The sequence below is a fragment of the Streptomyces lincolnensis genome (genome assembly GCF_001685355.1).
Classification (GTDB): Bacteria; Actinomycetota; Actinomycetes; order Streptomycetales; family Streptomycetaceae; genus Streptomyces; species Streptomyces lincolnensis.
Window position 1 is genome coordinate 8,162,800 of the sequence record NZ_CP016438.1, and the last position, 22,235, is coordinate 8,185,034.

The 22,235-nt window shown below is 71.9% G+C and carries 18 protein-coding genes; 9 read left to right on the top strand and 9 right to left on the bottom strand.

Annotation, left to right across the window (positions count from 1 at the left end; translation table 11 throughout):
• The first annotated feature begins 21 nt into the window (after positions 1–21).
• Positions 22–801 carry an exodeoxyribonuclease III gene (locus SLINC_RS36065; protein ID WP_067442410.1) on the top strand — a complete coding sequence of 260 codons (780 nt, stop codon included), beginning with the start codon at positions 22–24 and terminating at the stop codon, positions 799–801.
• Between the two features lie 30 nt (positions 802–831).
• Here SLINC_RS36065 and SLINC_RS36070 read toward each other — a convergent pair whose 3' ends face one another.
• Positions 832–2,667, bottom strand: a complete 1,836-nt coding sequence (locus tag SLINC_RS36070) for an SGNH/GDSL hydrolase family protein (RefSeq protein ID WP_079164906.1) — start codon at positions 2,665–2,667, stop codon at positions 832–834.
• Positions 2,668–2,831: 164 nt separating this feature from the next.
• On the opposite strand from SLINC_RS36070, the gene SLINC_RS36075 reads away from it, so the two are divergent.
• Positions 2,832–3,239: a DUF6278 family protein gene (locus tag SLINC_RS36075; RefSeq protein ID WP_067442412.1), complete on the top strand. Its 408-nt coding sequence runs from the start codon at positions 2,832–2,834 to the stop codon at positions 3,237–3,239.
• A gap of 310 nt (positions 3,240–3,549) precedes the next feature.
• Here SLINC_RS36075 and SLINC_RS36080 read toward each other — a convergent pair whose 3' ends face one another.
• Together SLINC_RS36080 and SLINC_RS36085 are read right to left on the bottom strand one after the other, a co-directional pair.
• A complete protein-coding gene (locus SLINC_RS36080) occupies positions 3,550–5,115 on the bottom strand; it encodes a CocE/NonD family hydrolase (RefSeq protein WP_067442414.1) in 1,566 nt (521 codons plus the stop codon).
• A gap of 116 nt (positions 5,116–5,231) precedes the next feature.
• Positions 5,232–5,990 (bottom strand): hypothetical protein, encoded by a 759-nt coding sequence (locus SLINC_RS36085; protein WP_079164907.1) that lies wholly within the window; start codon positions 5,988–5,990, stop codon positions 5,232–5,234.
• A 144-nt stretch (positions 5,991–6,134) separates the two neighbouring features.
• On the opposite strand from SLINC_RS36085, the gene ggt reads away from it, so the two are divergent.
• A complete protein-coding gene (gene ggt, locus SLINC_RS36090) occupies positions 6,135–7,931 on the top strand; it encodes a gamma-glutamyltransferase (RefSeq protein WP_182449243.1) in 1,797 nt (598 codons plus the stop codon).
• Between the two features lie 52 nt (positions 7,932–7,983).
• On the opposite strand, the gene SLINC_RS36095 is transcribed toward ggt, so the two are convergent.
• The 4 genes from SLINC_RS36095 to SLINC_RS36110 all read right to left on the bottom strand — a co-directional run bounded on the left by SLINC_RS36095 (position 7,984) and on the right by SLINC_RS36110 (position 11,298).
• Positions 7,984–8,655: an NAD(P)-dependent oxidoreductase gene (locus SLINC_RS36095; protein ID WP_067442418.1), complete on the bottom strand. Its 672-nt coding sequence runs from the start codon at positions 8,653–8,655 to the stop codon at positions 7,984–7,986.
• Positions 8,652–9,485 (bottom strand): NAD(P)H-binding protein, encoded by an 834-nt coding sequence (locus SLINC_RS36100; protein WP_067442420.1) that lies wholly within the window; start codon positions 9,483–9,485, stop codon positions 8,652–8,654. The genes SLINC_RS36095 and SLINC_RS36100 overlap by 4 nt, the downstream gene beginning before the upstream one ends.
• 61 nt (positions 9,486–9,546) lie before the next feature.
• Positions 9,547–10,743 (bottom strand): NAD(P)/FAD-dependent oxidoreductase, encoded by a 1,197-nt coding sequence (locus SLINC_RS36105; RefSeq protein WP_067442422.1) that lies wholly within the window; start codon positions 10,741–10,743, stop codon positions 9,547–9,549.
• Positions 10,744–10,851: 108 nt separating this feature from the next.
• Positions 10,852–11,298, bottom strand: coding sequence for a nuclear transport factor 2 family protein (locus SLINC_RS36110; protein WP_067442425.1), 447 nt, complete (start codon positions 11,296–11,298; stop codon positions 10,852–10,854).
• Positions 11,299–11,446: 148 nt separating this feature from the next.
• On the opposite strand from SLINC_RS36110, the gene SLINC_RS36115 reads away from it, so the two are divergent.
• Complete coding sequence (locus SLINC_RS36115) at positions 11,447–12,337, top strand: LysR family transcriptional regulator (protein WP_067442427.1); 891 nt, start codon at positions 11,447–11,449, stop codon at positions 12,335–12,337.
• A gap of 21 nt (positions 12,338–12,358) precedes the next feature.
• Here SLINC_RS36115 and SLINC_RS36120 read toward each other — a convergent pair whose 3' ends face one another.
• Both SLINC_RS36120 and map read right to left on the bottom strand, forming a co-directional pair.
• Positions 12,359–14,875 (bottom strand): ATP-dependent Clp protease ATP-binding subunit, encoded by a 2,517-nt coding sequence (locus SLINC_RS36120; RefSeq protein ID WP_067442429.1) that lies wholly within the window; start codon positions 14,873–14,875, stop codon positions 12,359–12,361.
• 205 nt (positions 14,876–15,080) lie between these two features.
• Positions 15,081–15,848, bottom strand: coding sequence for a type I methionyl aminopeptidase (gene map / locus SLINC_RS36125; protein WP_067442431.1), 768 nt, complete (start codon positions 15,846–15,848; stop codon positions 15,081–15,083).
• A 32-nt stretch (positions 15,849–15,880) separates the two neighbouring features.
• Here map and SLINC_RS36130 point away from each other — a divergent pair, with 32 nt between their 5' ends.
• The 5 genes from SLINC_RS36130 to SLINC_RS36150 all read left to right on the top strand — a co-directional run bounded on the left by SLINC_RS36130 (position 15,881) and on the right by SLINC_RS36150 (position 22,078).
• Positions 15,881–16,132 (top strand): helix-turn-helix domain-containing protein, encoded by a 252-nt coding sequence (locus SLINC_RS36130; protein ID WP_067442434.1) that lies wholly within the window; start codon positions 15,881–15,883, stop codon positions 16,130–16,132.
• Positions 16,133–16,277: 145 nt separating this feature from the next.
• Positions 16,278–18,140 (top strand): hypothetical protein, encoded by a 1,863-nt coding sequence (locus SLINC_RS36135; protein ID WP_067442436.1) that lies wholly within the window; start codon positions 16,278–16,280, stop codon positions 18,138–18,140.
• A gap of 215 nt (positions 18,141–18,355) precedes the next feature.
• Positions 18,356–19,198 carry a nitrilase-related carbon-nitrogen hydrolase gene (locus SLINC_RS36140; protein WP_067442438.1) on the top strand — a complete coding sequence of 281 codons (843 nt, stop codon included), beginning with the start codon at positions 18,356–18,358 and terminating at the stop codon, positions 19,196–19,198.
• The gene (locus tag SLINC_RS36145; protein WP_067442440.1) at positions 19,195–20,481 is read left to right on the top strand and encodes an aspartate aminotransferase family protein; all 1,287 of its coding nucleotides are present in this window, start codon (positions 19,195–19,197) and stop codon (positions 20,479–20,481) included. Before SLINC_RS36140 ends, SLINC_RS36145 begins: the two co-directional genes overlap by 4 nt.
• 28 nt (positions 20,482–20,509) lie before the next feature.
• Positions 20,510–22,078, top strand: coding sequence for a PucR family transcriptional regulator (locus SLINC_RS36150; RefSeq protein ID WP_067442442.1), 1,569 nt, complete (start codon positions 20,510–20,512; stop codon positions 22,076–22,078).
• Positions 22,079–22,235: the final 157 nt, after the last annotated feature.

Consider the following 22,235-nt stretch of genomic DNA (forward strand, 5'->3'; position numbering starts at 1 on the left):
CCTCCCGGTAGGTTGTGAGGCATGCGCATCGCGACCTGGAACGTGAACTCGATCACCGCCCGCCTGCCGAGGCTCCTGGCCTGGCTGGAGAGCAGCGGCACCGACGTGCTGTGCCTCCAGGAGGCCAAGCTGGCCGAGGAGCAGTTCCCGTTCGACCAGCTGCGCGAGGCGGGCTACGAGGCGGCGGTCCACGCGACCGGCCGGTGGAACGGCGTGGCGGTGATCTCCCGCCTCGGCGTCGAGGACGTCGTCAAGGGCCTGCCCGGCGACCCCGGCTACGACGGCGCTCCCGAACCCCGGGCCATCGCCGCGACCTGCGGCCCGGTCCGCGTCTGGTCGGTGTACGTGCCGAACGGCCGCGAGGTCGACCACCCCCACTACGCCTACAAGCTCCAGTGGTTCGAGGCCCTGAAGGCGGCCGTCGCGGGCGACGCGGGCGGCAGCCGCCCCTTCGCCGTCCTGGGCGACTACAACGTGGCTCCGACGGACGACGACGTCTACGACGTGGCCGCCTTCGAGGGCCTCACCCATGTCACCCCGGCCGAGCGTGCCGCCCTCGCCTCGCTGCGCGAGACCGGCCTGTCCGATGTGGTGCCCCGGCCCCTGAAGTACGAGCACCCCTTCACCTACTGGGACTACCGTCAGCTCGGCTTCCCCAAGAACCGCGGCATGCGCATCGACCTGGTCTACGGCAACGAGCCCTTCGCCAAGTCCGTCACCGACGCCTACGTCGACCGCGAGGAGCGCAAGGGCAAGGGTGCCTCCGACCACGCGCCGGTCGTGGTCGACCTGGACGTGTAGCGACAGCCCCCTGCCGCAGGCTCGGGTGCACTACAGCAGGCTCAGGTCCACCGACTCGGCCAGTGCCGCCAACCCCGCGTCCCCCGGGTGCAGATGGTCCCCGCTGTCGTAGGCGGGCAGCATCCGCGCCGGTTGCGCAGGGTCGCGCACCGCCTCGTCGAAGTCGAGCACCCCGTCGAAGACCCCGGCCTCACGGATCCAGGAGTTGACGGCGACCCGCTCGACGTCCACGGCGGCCGTGCACCGCGCCTCGCCCCGGCACGGCAGGATCGTCGCCGCCAGCATCCGCAGCCCGTGCGCCCGGCCCCGTCCGGCCAGTTCCCGCAGGCCGGCGATCACCTGGTCCGCCGTGGCACCCCACCGCACGTCGTTGACGCCCTGGAACACCACCGCCGTACGGACGGACGTCTGGGCGAGGACATCGCGGTCGAAGCGGTTCAGGGCGCTCACCCCGCCCGAGTCCGTGGAGATGCCGTCGCCGGGATAGCGGTCGCTGACCACACGGTTCGCGGAGATCCCCTGGTTGAGGACGCCGTAGCGCGGGACCACGGCCTGCGCCAGGAGACGGGTGGCCAGCACATTGGGCCAGCGCCGGTTCGTGTCCATCGTGGACTGGTCCCCGTCGGTGATCGAGTCGCCGAGGAGCACCACCGACCCCGGCCCTCCGCCCACGTCCACCCCCGTCAGCAGCGGCCAACTCGTCAGGACGGTGGTGTACGCCGTTGAGCCCCGGTCCGCCGTGTGATCGCCCGCTTCGCTCACGTACGACCGCTGCACCGCGAGCCGGTGCACGGGCGCGGCGGACACCGCCTGGGGCAGATGGAAGCTCACCAGCAGATCGGCGTCCGCCGGCACCGCGAAGGACAGCGGATCGCTGAACGCCTGTGCACCGGCCGGGATGTCGGCCCCGGCCGCACCCCGGAAGGACAGCCGCACCGGCGTCCCGCGTGCCTGAGCGCCGGACGACCGCACGGCCACCGTCGCGCGTCCGATCCGTACCAGCGTCGCCGCGAAGGTGTTGTCGAACCGCAGCCGCACCCGGGGCCCGCCCACCGAGGTGTGCACCACCAGCCGCACGGTCCGGTCCGCCCAAGGCCCCACGGCCAAAAGCCCGGAGGTGGCCGCGGCCCAACTCCCGCTCCAGCCCGGCGTGGTGGCCCGCACCGACACCGCGAACACATGCAGATCATCCGCGCGCGGCAGCCGTACCGAGACGACCTCGCGGCCCTGCGCCAGCGGCACTGTCACGACGTACAGCCGCGCCTTCCCGGCGAGTTGCCCGTCCGGTGTGTTGACGTGCGGCAGGGCGACCGCCTTGGTGCCGAGCGGGCCCGTGCGCCAGTCGGGGGCGGTCAGGAGGTACGCGGAGCGGGAGCCGTCGGCGTACGAGACCGTGCCCGGTCCGCCCACGGTGTCCGAGCCGGTGCCCGCCACCAGGAAGACCAGCGCGTCGCCGCGGCCCGCCACGCCGATGTCCTGCCCGTCGGCCCGCACGTTGTCCGGCTCGCCGGGCTGCCGACGCGGCCACGTCAGATGCGCGCCCCGCACGGTGAGTGTGCGGCCGGGCGTCCAGCCCGCGGCCGCGAGGTCCTGGGCCGACAGGGAGGCTCCCGAGCCGTCGAAGTCCGCCGCGTCCGGCCGGGCGTCGTCGCTGACCGCCGTGTTGTCGAAGAGCCGCTCCAGCGGGACGGGCCCGACGGCCCGCGGGACGGCGGTGGCCCGTGTGGTGGGTGCCGGTGCCAGGGCCGCGCACAGGGCGGCGAGGACGACGACGGCGACGAGAGCGCCGTACCCCTGGAAGCCGAGGCGGCCCCGGAAACCGGCGAACCACCGGAAACCGGCCCACCCCCGGAGTCTTCCGCGCATGGTCGGCTCCTCCCGCTCACCGCGTGACAAAAGACGCATCGCGACGCTAGAGAGACAGCGGTGACCCGTCAACGCGCCATGCGTGAACTCGGCCTGAAGTTGACCGGAATCGACGGCCCGCGCGCCTGTGGTGCGCGCGGCGGGGTGAGTGACACGCTGGGCATATGAAGATCCCTTTTCTGGGCAACCGGAGCGAGAAACCCGGCACCCCCGACCCCGAGGGCATCGCCGAACTCCTCTCCGAGTGCGAGCTGCTGCGCTCCCAGGCGTCCCAGGAGGGCGTCCAACTCGACGACACGGCCGCCTCGTTGGAGGCCCTGGACCAGTTGGTGCCGCGCTGGCGGGACGACGAGGAGGTGCTGCACTGGCTCGGCAACGACGCCGGGCTCTACCTCGGCACGGTCATCGTGCGGACCGTCCCCGGTGCTGCCTGGGATCTGAGGCCGGACGGCCAGCCCGTGATCCGGCTCGCCTCCGGGCGCGAGTTCGATGTCGTGGCCACCGGCCACGAGTGGGCCGCGAGCGGGGCGCCCGAGCTCTCGCAGCTGTACGCCGAGGTCGCCGAGGAGTGAAACCGTGGCCCACAGTCCGACGTAAATACGGCTAATGCCCGATAGGTGCGTGTCGTCCCTTAACTCCGATCTTGCCCGGATAGTTTGCGGCACCTACGACACAGCTGAGAGTGGGTAGGGCTGGGCATGGCCGTCGATCCGTTGAGCGGGGGAGTGCGCACCGTGTTCCATGGCCTCGACTACGATGTGGCGTTCGTCCCCATGGACCGACCAGGGGCGTTGCTGCCGGGTGGGGGTCCCCCCACGGCCCCGGGACCGTAAGGGGGGTGGCAGCTCACCGAGCTCATACCCGACCGGCGCCGGCCGGAGATCACTGCTCGCGCAGCGGGACCGACACGTACGACGGGTCGTTCACCGGCGAGGAGAAGGTCAGCTGCGCGCCGGACGGGTTGTGCTCGACATAGAGCGGGTCGACCGTGTCGACCACCAGGGCCAGTCGGTGCCCTGCCGGGACGTCGTAGGCCGTGGAGAACAGCTCCAGATCGACGTCGAACGGCTTCCCGGGTGTCCGCCCGTGGAAGGTGTACGGCGCGTTGGAGACCAGCTTGCCGAGGCCGAGCGGCCCCACGTCGTAGAGGTAGGCGACGAGGGTGCCGCTCTCCTTGGTCGGGGTGAGGGTGGTGTGCAACTTCGCGGTGCCGCGCACCCGTTGGGCGCTCGGGTACTTCTCCGACTGCCATACGGCGGCCCAGCGTCGGGGGAGCAGCGGGATCGAGGCGACCGGGGGCAGCTGGGCGACCTGGTCGAGGATGCTGGAGAGGAAGACGACCCCGCCGTTCGCGCCGGAGTCGACGTTGGCGCGGATCGTGGTGGTGCCCGCGAGGGCGATCTTCCTGCGGGTCTCGCCGACCGACTTCCAGCTGGGATAGCCCTCGTAACCGCCCGTGGAACGGGACTTGAGCCGGACCGGCAGCTCGCGGTCGATCCCGTTGTCCTCGCCCCTGAGGTAGTGGTCGAACCAGCGCTCGGTGTCGGTCCACACGTCGTTGGGCAGGCCGAACAGGCCGGTGAGCTCGGCGGTCGCGTGGTCGCCCGGGCGGAACTCCAGCCGCTTCGGGCCGGTCAGCTTCTCGTAGAAGTCCGCGTACTGGTTGGGCGGGAAGATCGTGTCGCCCCAGGCGTTGGCCATCATGACCGCGGTGTCATGCTTGTTCAGCTGGTCCACATATGTGGCGGCCGAACGTTTCTTCCCCCAGTCGATCATGACTTGTTCCCTCGACAGGTTCGACGCGTAGAAGTCGTCGAAGATCCCCCGGAGTTCGGCGCTCTGCCGGCCGGTGACCAGGCTCGCGCCGTCCAGCAGGCCGGCGGCCTGGACGTGCTGGGTGCGGCCCGAGTAGATCGAGTCGATCAGGTCCGCCCAGCCGCTGAGGGCGGCGACCGCCTTCACGCGGCTGTCCTTCGCCGCGGTGAGCAGACTGATGCCGGCGCCGTACGAGACGCCCGACATGCCGACCCGGTGTGCGTCGGACGGGGTGTTCGCGAGCGCCCAGTCGATGACCTTGGAGGCGTCGGCCGTGTCGGGCGGGCCCGCGACTTCTATCTCGCCGCCCGACTGCCAGAAGCCGCGCACGTTGTAACTGACCACGACATAGCCGGAGTTGGCGAGCTTCTGGGCCTGGGCGAGGTACTCGACCTGGGGCAGGCCCCAGCTCGTGGGGAGCACGAGCAGCGGGTAGCGGCGGGTGCCGTCGGCGCCGGCCGGTGTGAGGACGTTCGCCTTCAGGACGGTGCCGCCGTCGCCGGTGATGTCGACGAAGCGGATGCCGGTCGCCGCCGTCGCGGTGGAGGTGCCCGTCAGGACGCCACCGGCGATCAGCGTCGCCGAGACGGCGCCCACGGCGGTCGTACGCAGGGCCTTGCGAGGGTGTCCCACGGGTCACTCCCTACTCGTGTCAATGCAAAGTGACCAGACGGTAACCTCGCTCTCTTACCGCAGGTAACCCGTCGGTAAGTTACGTGGGAGTAACGATTGCTGGAATGTGCTGAAACTCAGGTGGAGCGGTGGGAGTTGCGTGGAGCGGCGGGTGCCGGCAGCGGTGCCTGTGCCTCGCGGGTGACGTCCGCGACGAGTTCGACGACATCGGGGCCGTAGGCCTGGGAGTTGACGACCTTCAGCAGCAGGACGAAGCCCGCGTTGCCGTACTTGCGGCTCAGCCGTTCGTGGTTGCGGGCCAGATAGCGGGTCAGGGCCTGGTTGGTGATCGCGGTCTGGCCGCAGAAGAGGAAGACCGGCCGGGTCCCGTGGCTCTGGTCGACGGTGAGCCGGGCCAGGAGCGCGTACTCGACCCTGCCGACCTCCACCCGATAGCGCTCCGGGCCGATCTGGAAGGCGCCGCGGTCCGGGGTCGGCTCGGCGTCCACGTTCACCCGCACCCCGGGCAGCAGCGAGGACAGATGGGCCGCCATACGGCGGTTCGAGGCCGGGCCGCCGACGCAGAACTCGGTGCGCTCGCCGAAGCCCTGACGGGCCATGTCGTGCGGGACCACCTGCGCGTGCGCGTTGCAGTCCTTGATCAGGGCGGCCAGTTCGAGCAGCGCGAACACGTCGTAGCGCATCACCGCCAGGTCGGGGCCGGCGGCTCCGCGGTTCACCACCAGCAGCGACTCGGAGTTGTCGGGCAGCCCGAAGAAGGCCTGCTTGCGGCGGAGCTTCCGCTTCCACAGGTAGGTCCGGGCGATCCAGCCGAGCGCCGCGCTGACACCGGCGGCCACGACACCCAGAACGATGTTGCGCACGTCGTCATTCATGGGCGCGCATGCTAGCGGGCCCACGCCACTGGTACGTACCGGTGTTCGATGTGTGGCGTTCGTATGACACCTGGCCCGATGGGGGCTGTCAGGGCCACGGCGATGTGGTTACGCTGCGCGGACGGTCCTGGACTGGAGGTACGCATGCGTCGCCCTGTCGCGCGGAAACTCACGGTACTGGCGGTCTCGGCCGCCGTGGTGTCGGTGGGGGCGGCGGCGCCACCCGCCGAGCGGAGCACACCCGCGAAAACACCCGTGGCCGTCGGCTACGGCGGTGCCGTCGCCAGTGTCGACGCGGACGCCTCCGCCGCCGGCATCGAGGTCCTGAAGAAGGGCGGCAACGCCGTCGACGCGGCCGTCGCCACCGCCGCCGCGCTCGGCGTCACCGAGCCGTACTCCTCCGGTATCGGCGGAGGCGGCTACTTCGTCTACTACGACGCCAAGTCCCGTACGGTGCACACCATCGACGGCCGGGAGACGGCACCGCTGACGGCCGGCTCCGACCTGTTCCTGGAGAACGGCAAGCCGCTCGCCTTCGCCGACGCCGTGAGCAGCGGTCTGAGCGTCGGGACGCCGGGCACGCCCGCCACCTGGGCCAGGGCGCTCGACAAGTGGGGCAGCAGATCGCTCGGCAGCGTCCTCAAGCCCGCCGAGCGGATCGCCCGTGACGGATTCGTCGTCGACGACACGTTCCGCTCGCAGACCGCGTCGAACGAGACCCGGTTCCGGTACTTCCCGGACACCACGAAGCTGTTCCTGCCCGGCGGGCGGCTGCCGGTCGTCGGATCCACCTTCAAGAACCCCGATCTCGCCCGCACCTACGCCGAGTTGGCCAGGAAGGGCGTCGGCGCGATCTACCACGGCGACCTCGGCGACGACATCCTCGACACCGTGAACCACCCGCCGGTGGACCCGGCTTCGGGATGGAACGCCCGCCCGGGCGACCTGTCCGAGAAGGACCTCGCGGCCTACAGCGCCAAGTTCCAGAAGCCGACGAGGACCACCTACCGCGGGCTCGGTGTCTACTCCATCGCGCCCTCCTCCTCCGGCGGCACGACGGTCGGCGAGGCCCTCAACATCCTGGAGAACACCGACCTGGGCAAGGCGAGCGAGGTCCGGTACCTGCACCGCTTCATCGAGGCCAGCCGGGTCGCGTTCGCGGACCGGGGACGCTGGGTCGGCGACCCCGCCTTCGAGGGCGTGCCGACGAAGGGACTGCTGTCGCAGCGGTTCGCCGACTCCCGGGCCTGCCTCATCAAGGACGACGCGGTGCTCACCAGCCCGGTGGCGCCGGGGGACCCGCGTGATCCCGCGGACTGCTCCGCGGGCGGGACGGCGGCTCCCACGACGTACGAGGGGGAGAACACCACGCATCTGACGGCGGCCGACAAGTGGGGGAACGTCGTCTCCTACACGCTGACCATCGAGCAGACGGGCGGCAGTGGGATCACCGTCCCGGGGCGTGGGTTCATCCTCAACAACGAGCTGACGGACTTCTCCTTCGCCCCCGCCAACCCGGCCGTGCACGACCCGAACCTGCCGGGGCCGGGGAAGCGGCCGCGGTCGTCGATCGCGCCGACGATCGTTCTGGACCAGCACAACAAGCCTGTGGTGGCTGTGGGTTCACCCGGTGGGGCGACCATCATCACCACGGTGTTGCAGGTGCTGACCGGGTTCCTCGATCGCGGGCTGCCGCTGGTGGACGCGATCGCCGCTCCGCGGGCCAGCCAGCGGAACGCGGCGCAGACCGAGCTGGAACCGGGGCTGTACAACAGCGGGTTGAGGGGGCAGCTGGAGGCCATCGGCCATGCGTTCCGGCTGAATCCCGAGATCGGGGCGGCGACCGGTGTGCAGCGGCTGCCCGGCGGTAAGTGGCTTGCGGCGGCCGAGACCGTGCGACGGGGTGGGGGGTCTGCGCAAGTGGTGCACCCCGCGCCGTAGTTGCCTGTAGGTGCCGGTAGGCGTGTGGGAGCCGGGTCGTCGGTCTTTTTCGTCAGTTCGCGATGCCCACGACCTGCTCGATGGTGTCCGCCTGGTTCACCATGGCGAGCATGTGGTGGGCGACATCGGCGCGTGACACGGAGAACCCTCCCCTGATGTTGCGGTTCCACGCGGTCCGGTACGTGCCGGTCAGGGGCTTGTCGGTGAGCTTGGGCGGGCGCGACACCGTCCACTCCAGTCCGCTGTCGCGCAGGATCTGCTCGGTCACGGCGAGGTCGGCGTAGTGCCGGCCGAACATCGCCCGGGTGAACGGGACTCCCAGGTGGCGCATGAAGAAGCCGTCGCCGGGATCGTGTCTGGGTGGCGTCGGCCGGCCCGGCACCGGCACCGGTCCGACGGGTGCGGCGCTGACGACGACGATCCGCCGGACGTGCTCGGCGTGCATCGCCGCGACGATCGCGCGGGTGCCGCGCGAGGTGATGCCCGCGTCCGCGCGCGGGTTGCGCGGGCCGAGCGCGGACAGGACGGCGTCGGCGCCGCGTACCGCCTCGGCGAGCGCCGCCCCCACATCGGGTTCGGTGAGGTCGGCGGCGACCGTCCGGACGCCGCCCGGCAGCTCACGCGGGCGGCGGGCCACGGCGGTGACGTCATGCCCGCCGGCCACCGCCTGCTCGACCAGGTGCCGTCCGACACCGCCGGTGGCGGCCACGATCGTGAGTCTCATCGGGTTCCTCCCGCGGTGAAGGCGGCATGGTGGTCCTGCGCCCAGGTGGCATACGAGCGCGCCGGGCGGCCCAGCAGCCGCCGTACGGTGTCGGTGGTGGGCCCGGCTTCGCGGGCGTAGTCGGCCAGCGAGCCGAGCAGCCGGTCGGGTACCTCGTCGGGCAGGCCGGCGGCGAGCATGCCGCGGCGGATCTCGTCCGGCGCGGCCTCGACGAACGACAGTGTCCGGTCGAGCGCGGCGCCGAGCGCGGCGACCTTCTCCGGCTGGCTCAGCGACTCCTCTCCGGTGAGCAGGTACGTCTGACCGCGGTGCTGCGGGTGGGTCAGGGCGAGGGCGGCCACGGCGGCGATGTCACGCTCGTCGACGGTCGAGGTCCTCGCGTGCGGGTACGCCCCCCGCACGGTCCCGGTGGCCCGGATCTGCCCGGCCCAGGCCAGGGTGTTGGCGGCGAAGTCGGCGCAGCGCAGGAGCGTCCAGTCCAGGCCGCTTCCTTTGGCGATGTCCTCGACCGCGTGGAACTGCTGCCGGAAGCGCGCGTGCCCGGCCGGGTACTGCACGGTCACGGCGGACAGCACGACCACTCTTGCCGCGCCCGTCTCGCGGGCGTGGGCCAACAGGTCGACAGCGGTGGATCCGGCGGCCCGCGGGCTGAGCAGGACGGCCTCCACGCTGTCGAGGGCGGAAACCTTCGCGGGGTGGACGAGCTGGGTACCCGCGGGGAGTTCGGCGTGCGGGTCGCGGGTGACGGCGGCGACTTTCGCTCCCCCCTCGACCAGGAGGCGGACGGTTTCCCGGCCGACGACGCCGGTGGCCCCGGTGATCAGAATCATGGCTGAACCCCTGTCCAGTGCGTGTGTCGATAGTGGGTCTTGCGCGGTGGGTGATCGTGGTTCAGACGGACTGCTCGGCGGTGGCCGCCGTCTCCCGGCGCTGGGCCCGGAGCAGTCGGCGGCCCTGCTCGCCCTTGGCCCAGGTGTGGGAGCCGGGCTTGCGTGCCTCGTCCACCAGCTGCTTGACGGTGAGCCGGCACACGAGTTCCTTCACCTTCGCGCCTGTTCGGCCGCCGACGTGGAGCCGCTTGGCGGTGTCGTCCTTGTGGGCGAACTGGAACATGCCCGTGCGGCGCCCCAGGCTGATGCACTGGCCGGCGAACCCCAGGTCGATCGGTGTGGGCCGCTTGCTCGCGATGCGGCTGAGCACCGTGTCGGCGGCGTGTGCGCCCAGCGGGCCCGCGGCCTGGCAGCTCATCCGGAACGGCATGTCCGACGGTGCCGCCGAGTCCCCGGCGGCGACGATCCGCTCGTCGTCGACGCTCGTCAGGGTCTCGTCGGTGAGCAGGCGGCCCAGGGTGTCGGTGCTGAGCCCGCTGCGGGCGGCCAGGTCCGGCACGCCGAACCCGGCGGTCCAGATGGTGACCCCGCTCGGCAGTTCACGGCCGTCGCCGAGCCGCACGGCGTCGCCGCTCACCTCCGTGACCTTCGTGCCGGGGCCCTGCAACACGCTCACACCGAGGCCGGCCAGCCGCTTGGCGAGCGAGCGGCGGCCCTTCGGGTGCAGATAGGGGCCGAGCGGCCCGCCGCAGACCAGGGTCACGGTGCGGCCCGCCTCCGCCAGTTCGGCGGCGGTCTCGATGCCGGTCGGACCGGCTCCGACCACCGTCACCGGGGCCGTGGCGGGAGCGGCGTCGAGGACCGACCGCAGCCGCCGCGCCTCCTCGAACGTGGCGATCGGGTGGGCGAACTCGGCGGCTCCGGGCACGCCCGGGTCGGCGCTGCCGCTGCCCACCGCGTAGATCAGGTAGTCGTAACCGACCGTGCCGCCGCTCGCCAGCTCCACCCCGCGTCCCGTCGCGTCGATCCGGGTCACGGTGTCGACCACCAGCCGGACGCGCTCGCCCAGGACCTTCCGGTAGTCGTTGACGGCCGCGTGCGTCCCGCCCGCCAGCTGGTGCAGTCGGATCCGCTCGACGAAGTCCGGGCGGGCGTTGATCAGCGTCACGCTCACGTCGTCGCGCTGTGTCAGCCGGTTGGCCGCCATGACCCCGGCGTAACCGCCGCCGATCACGACGACTTCGGTGTTCTCAGCCATGGTTTCTCTCCTCCGCAATCAGGTCCGCTGTCAGGAATTCGCGCACGCAAGACGTCGACTTGGCGCGCAGGATGTCGACTTGGCACGCCGTGACGGCGTGCGGGACGGTCAGGCGAGGCGCTCCGGCGCCGAGCCGTGGAGCGGGGTGGCGTCCAGGTACCGGACCTCGTAGACGCGTTCGCCGAACTTCCAGCCGTCGGCGGTTCGCTCGTAACGGTCGTGGTACAAGGCGTAGTTGAGGTGCGAGCTGCCGTCGCGCATCCGTCCGAACTCCTGGATGTACGCCCGGCCGACCGCGGTGTCGCCGTCCAGCCGGATGACGCCCGGGTGGACGTTCTGCACGAAGAACTCCCAGAGCGACTGGCCCCACTCGATCCCCGCGCGGATCTCCTCGCGGCCGACGAACTCCTTGTCGATGTGCGGCCAGCGCATCACGCCCTCGGGTGTGAACAGCGAGACGGCGCGGTCGAAGTCACGCATCATCACCGCGTCCGTGAGTTCGGCTCGCAGCGCCTCGATCTCGACGCGATCGGCGAGGGCCCGCGTGTCGCCCATCGGTTTTTCCCCCATCGATGTGTGTGTCAGGCGGGTGCCGCCTGTCCGGTGGTGATGGATCCAGCATCGGCGCGGGCGAACAGCGGAACAAGGTAAGGTTCCTTGGGCTATTCATAACGTGGTGGTTATGCATGGATGGGGGTTGTGCATGGAGCTGCGTGACATCGAGATCTTCCTGACCCTGGCCGAGGAACTGCACTTCGGCCGCACCGCGGAGCGGCTTCATGTGTCCCAGGCCCGCGTCAGTCAGGCCATCGCCAAACAGGAACGGCACCTCGGCGTCGTGCTGTTCGACCGCACCAGCCGACGCGTGACCCTGACCCCGGTCGGCCGACGCCTTCGCGAGGACCTCCAGCAAGCCGTCGACCTCCTACGGGAGGGGCTCGCCCGCGCCGAAGCGGCCGGCGCACGGACGCGGCAGACCCTGCGCCTGGGGGTGTTCGGCCACGCCGGCCACGAACTGCGCCCCCTCATCGAGGCCTTCCGCTCCCGCCACCCCGGCAGCGATGTCACGTTCGGCGAGATCAACGGCAGCGACCCGTTCACAGCGCTGCGCTCCGGAGAGCACGACGCGCACGTGCTGTGGCTTCCGGTGGCCGAACCGGACCTCACGGTCGGCCCGACCTTGCTGACCGGAGGCCGGGTGCTCGCCGTGGCGGCGGACCATCCGCTGGCCGAGCGCGGCACCGCGTCGCTGGAGGACCTCGGCGACAACCATGTCGTCGACTTCGGCCCCGACGCCCCGGAGTACTGGGTCTCGGCCATGGTCCCCACGCGTACGCCGCTCGGCCGCCGTATCCCGCGCGGGCCCGCCGCGCGGACCTTCCACGAGATTCTGTCCCTGGTCGCCTCCGGACAGTGTGTCCACCCGCTGGGCGAGATAGCCGCCCGCTACAACAGTCCCCCGGGCATCGTCTTCCTCCCCGTTCACGACGCTCCCACCATGCACTGGGCCCTCACATGGCGATCCACCGACGACGGCCCCGCCCTGCGTGCACTGGCCCAGACCGCCGCCGACTTCGGTCCCATCTCCCTGTGACAGCCGGACGGCCCACCGCGCTCACTGGCGGAACGACAAGTGGCCCTCCTCCACGTCCACCGTCACCCTGCTGCCCTCTTCGATCGTGCCGTTCAGGAGCAGCCGGGAGAGTTCGTTGTCGACCTCCCGCTGGATGGTGCGGCGCAGGGGGCGGGCGCCGTACTCGGGCTGGTAGCCGCGTTCGGCCAGCCAGTCGACGGCGGTGCCGGTGAAGTCGAGGGTGATGCCCTGGGCATGGACCAGGCGGCGGGTCTGTTCCAGCAACAGGCTGGTGATCTCCCGGAGTTGATCGCCCGTCAGCTGCCGGAAGACCACGATCTCGTCGATGCGGTTGAGGAACTCGGGTCGGAAGTGCTCGCGCAGGGGACGCAGGATCTGCTCGCGGCGGGCCTCCTCGTCGGCTTCGGCGCCGCCCGCGCCGAAGCCGATGCCGGCGCCGCGTCGGGTGATGGCCTCGGAGCCGAGGTTGCTGGTCATGACGATGACCGTGTTGGTGAAGTCGACCGTGCGGCCCTGGGAGTCGGTCAGGCGCCCGTCGTCGAGGACCTGGAGGAGGATGTTGAAGACGTCCGGGTGGGCCTTCTCCACCTCGTCCAGCAGAAGCAGTGAGTACGGGTGCCTGCGGACGACCTCGGTGAGCTGGCCCGCCTCCTCGTGGCCGACGTAGCCGGGCGGGGCGCCGATGAGGCGGCTGACGGTGTGGCGTTCCTGGTACTCGCTCATGTCCAGGCGGACCATGCGCTCCTCGCTGCCGAACAGGGACTCGGCAAGCGCCCGGGCCAGCTCGGTCTTGCCGACACCGGTCGGGCCGAGGAACAGGAAGCTGCCGATCGGGCGGGCCGGGCTGGCGAGCCCGGCGCGGGAGCGCATGACGGCGTCCGCGACGACCCGTACGGCCTCGTCCTGGCCGACGACCCGCTCGTGCAGGTGCCGCTCCAGGCCGAGCAGGCGGTCCTTCTCCTCCTCGGTGAGGCTGCTCACCGGGATGCCGGTCTGCCGGGAGACGACCTCCGCGACGGCCTCGGCGGTGACCTCCAGGTGCTGGCCCTCGTCGGCCGCGCCGTCGCCCGCCACCTCGGCGATACGCGTCTTCAAGTCGCCGATGCGGTCGCGCAGTTGCATGGCCTGCTCGTACTGCTCGTCGGCGACGGCCTGGTCCTTGTCCCGGACGAGCTGCTCGACCTCGCGCTCCATCGCCCGGACGTCCGTGCCCTTGGTGCGGGCGCGCAGCCGTACCCGGGCGCCGGCCTGGTCGATGAGGTCGATCGCCTTGTCCGGCAGGCGGCGGTCGGTGAGGTAGCGGTCGGACAGCTCGACGGCGGCCACCAGCGCCTCGTCGGTGTAGCGGACCTGGTGGTGGGCCTCGTAGCGGTCGCGCAGGCCGCGCAGGATCTCCAGGGCGTCCGCGGTGGTGGGCTCCGGGACCAGGATCGGCTGGAAACGGCGGGCCAGCGCCGCGTCCTTCTCGATCCGGCGGAACTCCTCCAGCGTGGTCGCGCCCACGATGTGCAACTCACCGCGGGCCAGCGCCGGCTTGAGGATGTTGCCGGCGTCCAGGGAGCCGCCCTCGCCGCCGCCTCCGGCGCCGACGACGGTGTGCAGCTCGTCGATGAAGACGATCAACTCGGCGGAGTGGGAACGGATCTCACCGACGATGGTGTTCAGCCGCTCCTCGAAGTCGCCCCGGTAGCGGGTGCCCGCCACCACACCCGTCAGGTCCAGGGCTACCACCCGTCGCCCGACGAGGACGTCCGGGATGTCGTTCTCGGAGATGCGCTGTGCCAGACCCTCCACGACGGCGGTCTTGCCCACGCCCGCGTCCCCGATGAGCACCGGGTTGTTCTTGCCGCGCCGCGAGAGCACCTCGATGGTCTGCTCGATGACGTCGTCCCGGCCGATCACCGGGTCGATACGGCCCTGGCGGGCCAGGTCGGTGAGGTCGCGGCCGTACTTGTCGAGGGTGGGCGTGCCCGTGTCGCGCGGGCGCTCGGGGCGGGACTGCGGGGCGTCCGATGCCGTCTGAGGGGGCAGGTCCGAGGGCGCGAACCGGGCCGAGTTGAGGATGTGCCCGGCCGCCGAGTCGGGGTTCGAGGCCAGCGCGCTGAGCACGTGTTCCGGGCCGATGTGGCCGGCGCCGCGCGAACGCGCCAGGTCGTGCGCGTCCAGCAGGGCACGCTTGGCGGCCGGGGTCAGGGAGAGCGAGGTCGGCGGCGGCACCTCGCCCGGCGGGTGCTGGACCGGCCCGGAGCGCTCGTCGATCTCGGTGGCCAGCGAGTCGGGATCCGCGCCGGCGCGGCTGAGCAGGGTGCGGGTCGGCTCGGCGGCCAGCGCGGCCCGCAGCAGATGCTGGGTGTCCAGGTCCCGGCTGCCGTGCTCGGCGGCGTACTGGGCGGCACCCCGCACCAGCTCCCTCGCGGGCTGGCTGAGCAGCCTGCCGATGTCGATCTGGCGGGGGCCGGGGCGTGGTCCGCCGAAGAAGCGGGCGAGGAATTCTCCGAAGGCGTCGTAGCCCTCCGGTCCGGTGAAGCCGCTGGTCATGGCGTTCCCATCCGGCGTCCCTGCGGGGCCTGGGACGCCCTCGCTGATCGACGTGCCGGGGTCGGGTAACCCGGGTGGGAGCCGGTTACACCTGGGGCGCGCGTTCGTAGAACACCTTCGCACGAACGGGGGGCGCGGGCACCTTCAGAGATCTCCGGGACGACGCCGGCCGGACCACCGACGGTGCCGCCCCCCTCGTCGTGTCTCAGCGGGCCGTCAGGATCCGTGGCCCCGAGTCGGTGATGGCCACCGTGTGCTCGACATGGGCCGCGCGGGAGCGGTCGTTCGTCTTGAGGGTCCATCCGTCCGGTGCCTCGTGATAGCCGTCCGTTCCGCCGGCGATGAGCATGGGCTCGATCGCGAGGACCATGCCGCGCCGCAGCGGCATCCCGCGCCGGGGGCGGCCCTCGTTCGGCACCGGGGGGTCCTCGTGCATACGGCGGCCGATGCCGTGGCCGCCGAAGCCGTCCGGGATGCCGTAGCCGCCGGTGCGGCAGACCGTGCCGATCGCGTGCGCGATGTCCCCGATGCGGTTGCCCACGACGGCCGCCTCGATGCCCGCGGCCAGGGCCCGCTCGGCGGTCTCGATCAGCCGTACGTCGGCGGGGCGGGGCTTGCCGACGACGAAGCTGATCGCCGAGTCGCCCGCCCAGCCGCCCAGTTGGGCACCGCAGTCGATCGAGACCAGGTCGCCGTCCCGCAGCCGGTAGCCGGTCGGGATGCCGTGCACGATCGCGTCGTTCACGGAGGCGCAGATCACCGCCGGGAAGGGCGTGGGCGCGAAGGACGGCCGGTAGCCGAGGAACGGCGACGTCGCGTCCGCCCCACGCAGCACGTCGTGCGCCACCTCGTCCAGTTCCAGCAGGGAAACGCCCACGTCGGCGGCCTTGTGTACGGCCGTCAGGGCACGCCCGACGACCTGGCCCGCCTCGTACATGGCGTCGATCGATGTGTCTGTCTTCAGCTCCACCATGCCAATTACTATACCGGTATTAGAATGGTGACATGGTGCGCACCCCTCTCACTCCTGAAGAACGCGAACGCGGCGAGCGGCTCGGGCTGCTGCTGCGTGAGGCCCGCGGCGGCCGCAGCATGACGGAGATCGCGGCCGTCGCCGGTATCTCTCCCGAGACGCTGCGGAAGATCGAGACCGGCCGGGCTCCGACGCCGGCCTTCTTCACGGTCGCCGCGTTGGCGCGGGCCCTCGGCCTGTCCATGGACGAACTGGCCGTACTGTGTGCGCCGGTGCCCGTGTGAGGGCCGCGCGGGGCGGCCGACGCGCACCGGCCGGGACCGCGTGATGAGGTGCCCGCACTGCGCCGGAAAACTCCCCGTAGCAGTCCCGTAACACGGCTGGTGTTGCCTACGGAACCGGAGTGTTCCGGTCGGGCGGGAGTTGGGGATGGCTGTGGATCAACTCCCCGATCGGGTGAGGGAGTTCGCGAACCACCTGAACGCACTGCTGGCACGCCTGGACCAGGGCGGCGGCTGGTGCGGGGTGTTCTGGCAGCGCGACCCCGACGGCATGCAGGCCTGTCTCGACGGCGCGGAGATACCACCCTGGGACGTGGTGGAGGCGCTCCTCCAGGACCTCGCGGCGGAGTACGGCCAGACCGTCGCCGCCACCGAGGCGGAACGCGCCCGCCTCCTGCACGCCGAGGCACTCGTGGCCCACGACGCCAGGCCCGGCGGCCGGGACGCCCTCGGCGACCGGTTCGACGTCATGCTCCGCGAGCAGCGCTACGCCGCCGAACGGCAGGCCGAACTCGGACGGTTGCTCGCCTCCGCCGCCACCCGCGAGGAGGCCGACGCCCTCCGCCTCGACCTCGCCTGGGCCCGCGACGACCACGCCCGCGCGACCCGCCGCTGCGCGGAACTGAGCTCCCGGATGGCCGACCTGGACCGCCGCACCACCGGCGCCCCGACCCCGGAGATCCCCCGCACCCGAACCGAGGGCCGCGCCGGTCCGCCGTTCCGCATCGACAGCCGCTACGGACCGGCCGCCGAGAGCTTTCCCGCGACACGCGACGACTCGGAGCAGGACGGCGTGTTCGGAGCGCGTCCGGACACGGAGGGGTTTCGCGGGGCCCGCTCCCACTCGGACGAGTCCTTCGGGGCGGGGACGCAAGGGCGCGGGGCGTTCGAGCAGCGTCCGGACCGGACCCGCTGGGACGCCGACGCCTCCCACGAGAGCAGCGGCCCGTACGGGGACACGCACGCCGGCGGATTCCCCACCATGCCCCAGCAGCGCGACACCCGGCCGGGACTCGCGCCCGAGTACGCCCCTCAGGCCCTCGACCGGCACCACCCGGCTCCGAGGCCTGCTGAGCAGGCGCCGGAAGCCCCCGCCTATGGCGAATTCGCCCCCCGATCCCGCGACCAGCTCCCCCCGACCTCGGCCGGATCGACCCCGCAAGCTCCCACCCCCGAGGTCGAGTACGCACCCCGCTCTCTCGACCCCCAGTCCCCGCACTCCCCACCCCCCGCCGCCCAACCGCCGGAGGCCCCCGCGGAGCCGGCCAAGCAGCGCAAGCGGCGCCGAGGTGGGGCGCGGTTCGCCGGGATGGTGGAGGAGGAGGTCGCGCCCGTCGTCGTACCACCGACTGCCGCGCCGGAGCTGCCCGAGCTGCCGGTGGCGCCCGTGGTCAGTGGGCGGCGTCCGCGGGGGGCGCGGTTCGCCGGGGCCGCGCAGGCGCGGCGGGCGGCGGCCGGGCCGGTGGCCGAGCCGCTGGACGCGGGGGCCCGGGAGGAGACGGTCCGGACCGTCGAGCGGTTGGTGCGGCTGCGCGGGGAGGGGCGCAGCGGTGAGGCGCACGCGTTGCTGGCCGAGATCGCGCACTGGCCGGCCGCCCGCTACCCGCTGCTCGCCGTGGAACTCCAGCGGGCCGGGCTCGGCGCCGACTGGGCGACGCTGTTGTGGGAGGCGGGTTCGCTGCCCGCGGACCGGCTCGTCGCCGCCGCCGACGCGCTGACCGAGGCGGGGCGCGGCACCGACGGGGAGCAGATCCTCAGGCAGGGAGTGGCGCGGCCCGCCGTGGAGATCGGACAGGCCGTCCTCGCGATGACCGGCGACGGCCGCCACCGCGAGGCCCACGCCCTGCTCGACGCCTACGTCCGGGTCCGCACCCCGGAGGAGGCCGCGCGCAGCGCCGAGCCCGACCCGCGCACGCTCGTACCGCTGCTCGTGGCGGCCGCGCGAGGCGTCTCGGACGAGCGCCACTGGGACCTGGTCCACGCCCTCCGCGTCGCCGGACATCCCGCCTGACATTCCGCCTGGCAGGTTCCCAACAAAGCTGGTCATCGACTCGGTCCCGGCTCGGTCCGGGCCCGGCCGCTCACCCACAGGGGTGTGAAACGTGATCGACTCAGCGGGTTAACGACGATGGTCTTGGCAAGGCCGCCGGGGAGGCTTACGTTCGTGCCTCTACGACCTGTGTCTACGGGCGTAGAGGCTCTGGCGTCCCGTCGAAGGAGCAGCTCATGGCCAACGTCGTACGCGCCGCTCTGGTCCAGGCCACCTGGACCGGCGACACCGAGTCCATGGTGGCGAAACACGAGGAGCACGCCCGCGAGGCGGCCCGGCAGGGCGCGAAGATCATCGGGTTCCAGGAGGTCTTCAACGCCCCCTACTTCTGTCAGGTCCAGGAGCCCGAGCACTACCGCTGGGCCGAGCCGGTGCCCGACGGGCCGACCACTCGTCGTATGCAGGAGCTCGCGCGCGAGACCGGCATGGTGATCGTCGTCCCGGTCTTCGAGGTCGAGCAGTCCGGCTTCTACTACAACACCGCGGCCGTGATCGACGCCGACGGCACCGTCCTCGGCAAGTACCGCAAGCACCACATCCCCCAGGTCAAGGGCTTCTGGGAGAAGTACTACTTCAAGCCGGGCAACATCGGCTGGCCCGTCTTCGACACCGCCGTGGGCAAGGTCGGCGTCTACATCTGCTACGACCGCCACTTCCCGGAGGGCTGGCGCCAACTCGGCCTCAACGGCGCCCAGTTGGTCTACAATCCATCCGCCACCCACCGCGGTCTCTCTTCCCACCTCTGGCAACTGGAGCAGCCCGCCGCCGCCGTCGCCAACGAGTACTTCGTCGCCGCGATCAACCGGGTCGGCGTCGAGGAGTACGGGGACAACGACTTCTACGGGACCTCGTACTTCGTCGACCCGCGCGGCCGCTTCGTCGGCGAGACCGCCAGCGACAAGGCGGAGGAACTCGTCGTCCGCGACCTCGACTTCGACCTGATCGAAGAGGTCCGGCAGCAGTGGGCCTTCTACCGCGACCGCCGTCCCGACGCCTACGAAGGGCTGGTACAGCCGTGACCAAGGACCTGCTGGGCCGCCACCGGGCCGTCCTGCCCGACTGGCTCGCCCTCTACTACGAGGACCCCCTGGAGATCACGCATGGCGAGGGCCGGTACGTCTGGGACGCCGAGGGCACCAGGTACCTCGACTTCTTCGGCGGCATCCTCACCACGATGACCGCGCACGCCCTGCCCGAGGTGACCAAGGCGGTGAGCGAGCAGGCCGGGCGGATCCTGCACTCCTCGACCCTGTACCTGAACCGCCCGATGGTCGAACTCGCCGAGCGGATCGCCCAGTTGAGCGGCATCCCGGACGCCCGGGTCTTCTTCACCACCTCGGGCACGGAGGCCAACGACACGGCCCTGATGCTGGCGACGACCTACCGCCGCAGCAACACGATCCTGGCGATGCGCAACAGCTACCACGGCCGCTCCTTCAGCGCGGTCGGCATCACCGGCAACCGCGGCTGGTCGCCCACCTCGCTGTCCCCGCTCCAGACGCTCTACGTCCACGGCGGCGTGCGCACGCGCGGCCCGTACGCCTCCCTCAGTGACGACGACTTCATCGCGGCCTGCGTCGAGGACCTGAAGGACCTGCTCGGCCACACCCGCCCACCCGCGGCCCTGATCGCCGAACCGATCCAGGGCGTCGGCGGGTTCACCTCACCGCCGGACGGCCTGTACGCGGCCTTCCGCGAGGTGCTGGCCGAGCACGGCATCCTGTGGATCGCCGACGAGGTGCAGACCGGCTGGGGCCGCACCGGCGAACACTTCTGGGGCTGGCAGGCCCATGCGCGCAGCGGCCCGCCGGACATCGTCACCTTCGCCAAGGGCATCGGCAACGGCATGTCCATCGGCGGGGTCGTGGCGCGCGGCGAGATCATGAACTGCCTGGACGCCAACAGCATCTCGACCTTCGGCGGCACCCAGATCACCATGGCGGCCGGACTCGCCAACCTCGCTCACCTGCTGGAGCACGACCTCCAGGGCAACGCCCGGCGCGTCGGCGGACTGCTCATCGAGCGGCTGCGGGCCGTCGCCGCGCAGACCCCGGGTGTACGGGAGGTGCGCGGCCGGGGGCTCATGATCGGCATCGAGCTGGTCAAACCCGGCACGGACGAGGCCGACCCGCAGGCCGCGAGCGCCGTACTCGAAGCGGCCCGCGCGGGCGGGCTGCTCATCGGCAAGGGCGGCGGCCACAACACCAGCGCCCTGCGCCTCGCACCGCCCCTGTCCCTCACCGTCGCGGAGGCCGAGGAAGGCGCCGCGATCCTCGAGAGCGCTCTGAGGAGCATCCACTAGCACCGACCCGAACAAGGGAAACACCACCATGGCCGCCATCTCGGAGATCTGGGAGCCTGTCGAACCGGTCCTGTCGGTCCGTCGGGTCCTCACCCTGGAGCGGGTCCTCGCGGGGGAACCCGAGGTGGTGGCCGGGGCCGGCCAGCTCGACCGGCCGGTGCGCTGGGTGCATGTCGCCGAGGCCCCGGACGTCGGCGTGATGCTCAGCGGCGGCGAGATGGTGCTCACCACCGGCGTGCTCCTCGCCGGCGACCCGGGCAAGCAGGCCGAGTACATCCAGTCCCTGCACCGCTCTGAGGCGGCCGCCGTCGTCCTCGGGCTCGGCCGGGCCTTCCCGGCCCCGCCGGACGTGATGCGCCGGGCGGCCGAGCGGTGCGGGCTGCCCATGGTCGTCCTGCACCGGCCGTTCCCCTTCGCCGAACTGACCGAGGAGGTGCAGGCCCGGCTGGTGCGGCGCAAGTTCGCCGCCGTGAGCATGTCCGAGGCGGTACGCACCGCCCTCACCGGACTCATCACCGCGGGCGCCCCGCTGCAACGCCTGCTCGACGAGATCGCCCAGCACAGCGCCTGTCCCGTCGTCGTCACCAACCTCGCCCACCGCGTCCTGGCCACGGCGGGGGAGCGGTCCGCCGTCGACGACGTACTGCGCGACTGGGAGCGCATCGCCCGCCAGGCCGGCGGCAGCGAGGGCGACGGCTGGATCCGCGCCGAGCTCGGCGGACGCGGGGAGCGGTGGGGCCGGATCGTGCTGTGCGGCTACCGCGGCGACACCGCCACCGGCCGGCTGCTCGCCGACCGCGCCGCCGAGGCGCTCGTGCTGCACCGCATGCTCGGCGGGAACTCCGCCCACACCTGGGAGGAACAGTCCGCGCAGAGCCTGCTGACCGACCTGGTCAGCGGGGTCGTACCGGCACGGCAGCTGCTGCCCCGCGCGCGGGCGGCGGGACTGCCGGTCAACCGGCGCACCTTCGTCCCGCTGGTCGTGCGGGACGCCGATCCGGCCGAACTCGACCGGGTCCTGCGGCTGGTGGGCCTGCCCGGGCTCGTCGCCGAACTCGCCGACGGCGCCACCGCCGTCCTGCTGAGCCTGGCCCGGGACCAGGACGCCGCGGTGCTCACGGCGAACTTCGCGGCCCGGGTGCGCTCCGGGGCCGCGCGGACCGTCGTGGCCGCGGCCGACCCGCGGATCGTCTGGGAGGACGTCCCCGCCGGTCTGCGCGAGGCCCAGCACGTGGCCGACGCCGTCGCGGACTCCTCGGGCGTGCTGGACCTCCCCGCCGTCGTGCGGCTGAGGGACGTCCATCTGCGCGGGCTGATCCGGCTGCTGCGCGACGACCCGCATGTGCAGTCCTTCGCGGAGCGCGAGCTGGACGGGCTGCTGTGCGGGGCGGGGGAGGACCTGCTCACCGTCCTGCGGACCTATCTGGCCACCGGACGCAACAAGTCCCGTACCGCCCAGCTCCACCACGTCTCGCGACCGGCGCTCTACCGCCGGCTGGAGGCGATACAGACGCGGCTCGGTGTCGACCTCGACGATTTCGAACAGGCCGCATCCGTGCACATCGCGCTCCTCGCACACGACGCGCAACAGGGCTGAAACCTGCGACGACCTGGGAAAACGGCGGTGAAACATGGGCTCACGACAGGGTGACACCGTGGCACGCCCGACGCCCGCAGACGTGACACCGTGCAACTCAAAGCCGGCTTTCGGACTTCCTAGCCTTCTGGGGCGGGCGTCGGAAGTGCCCTCTGCC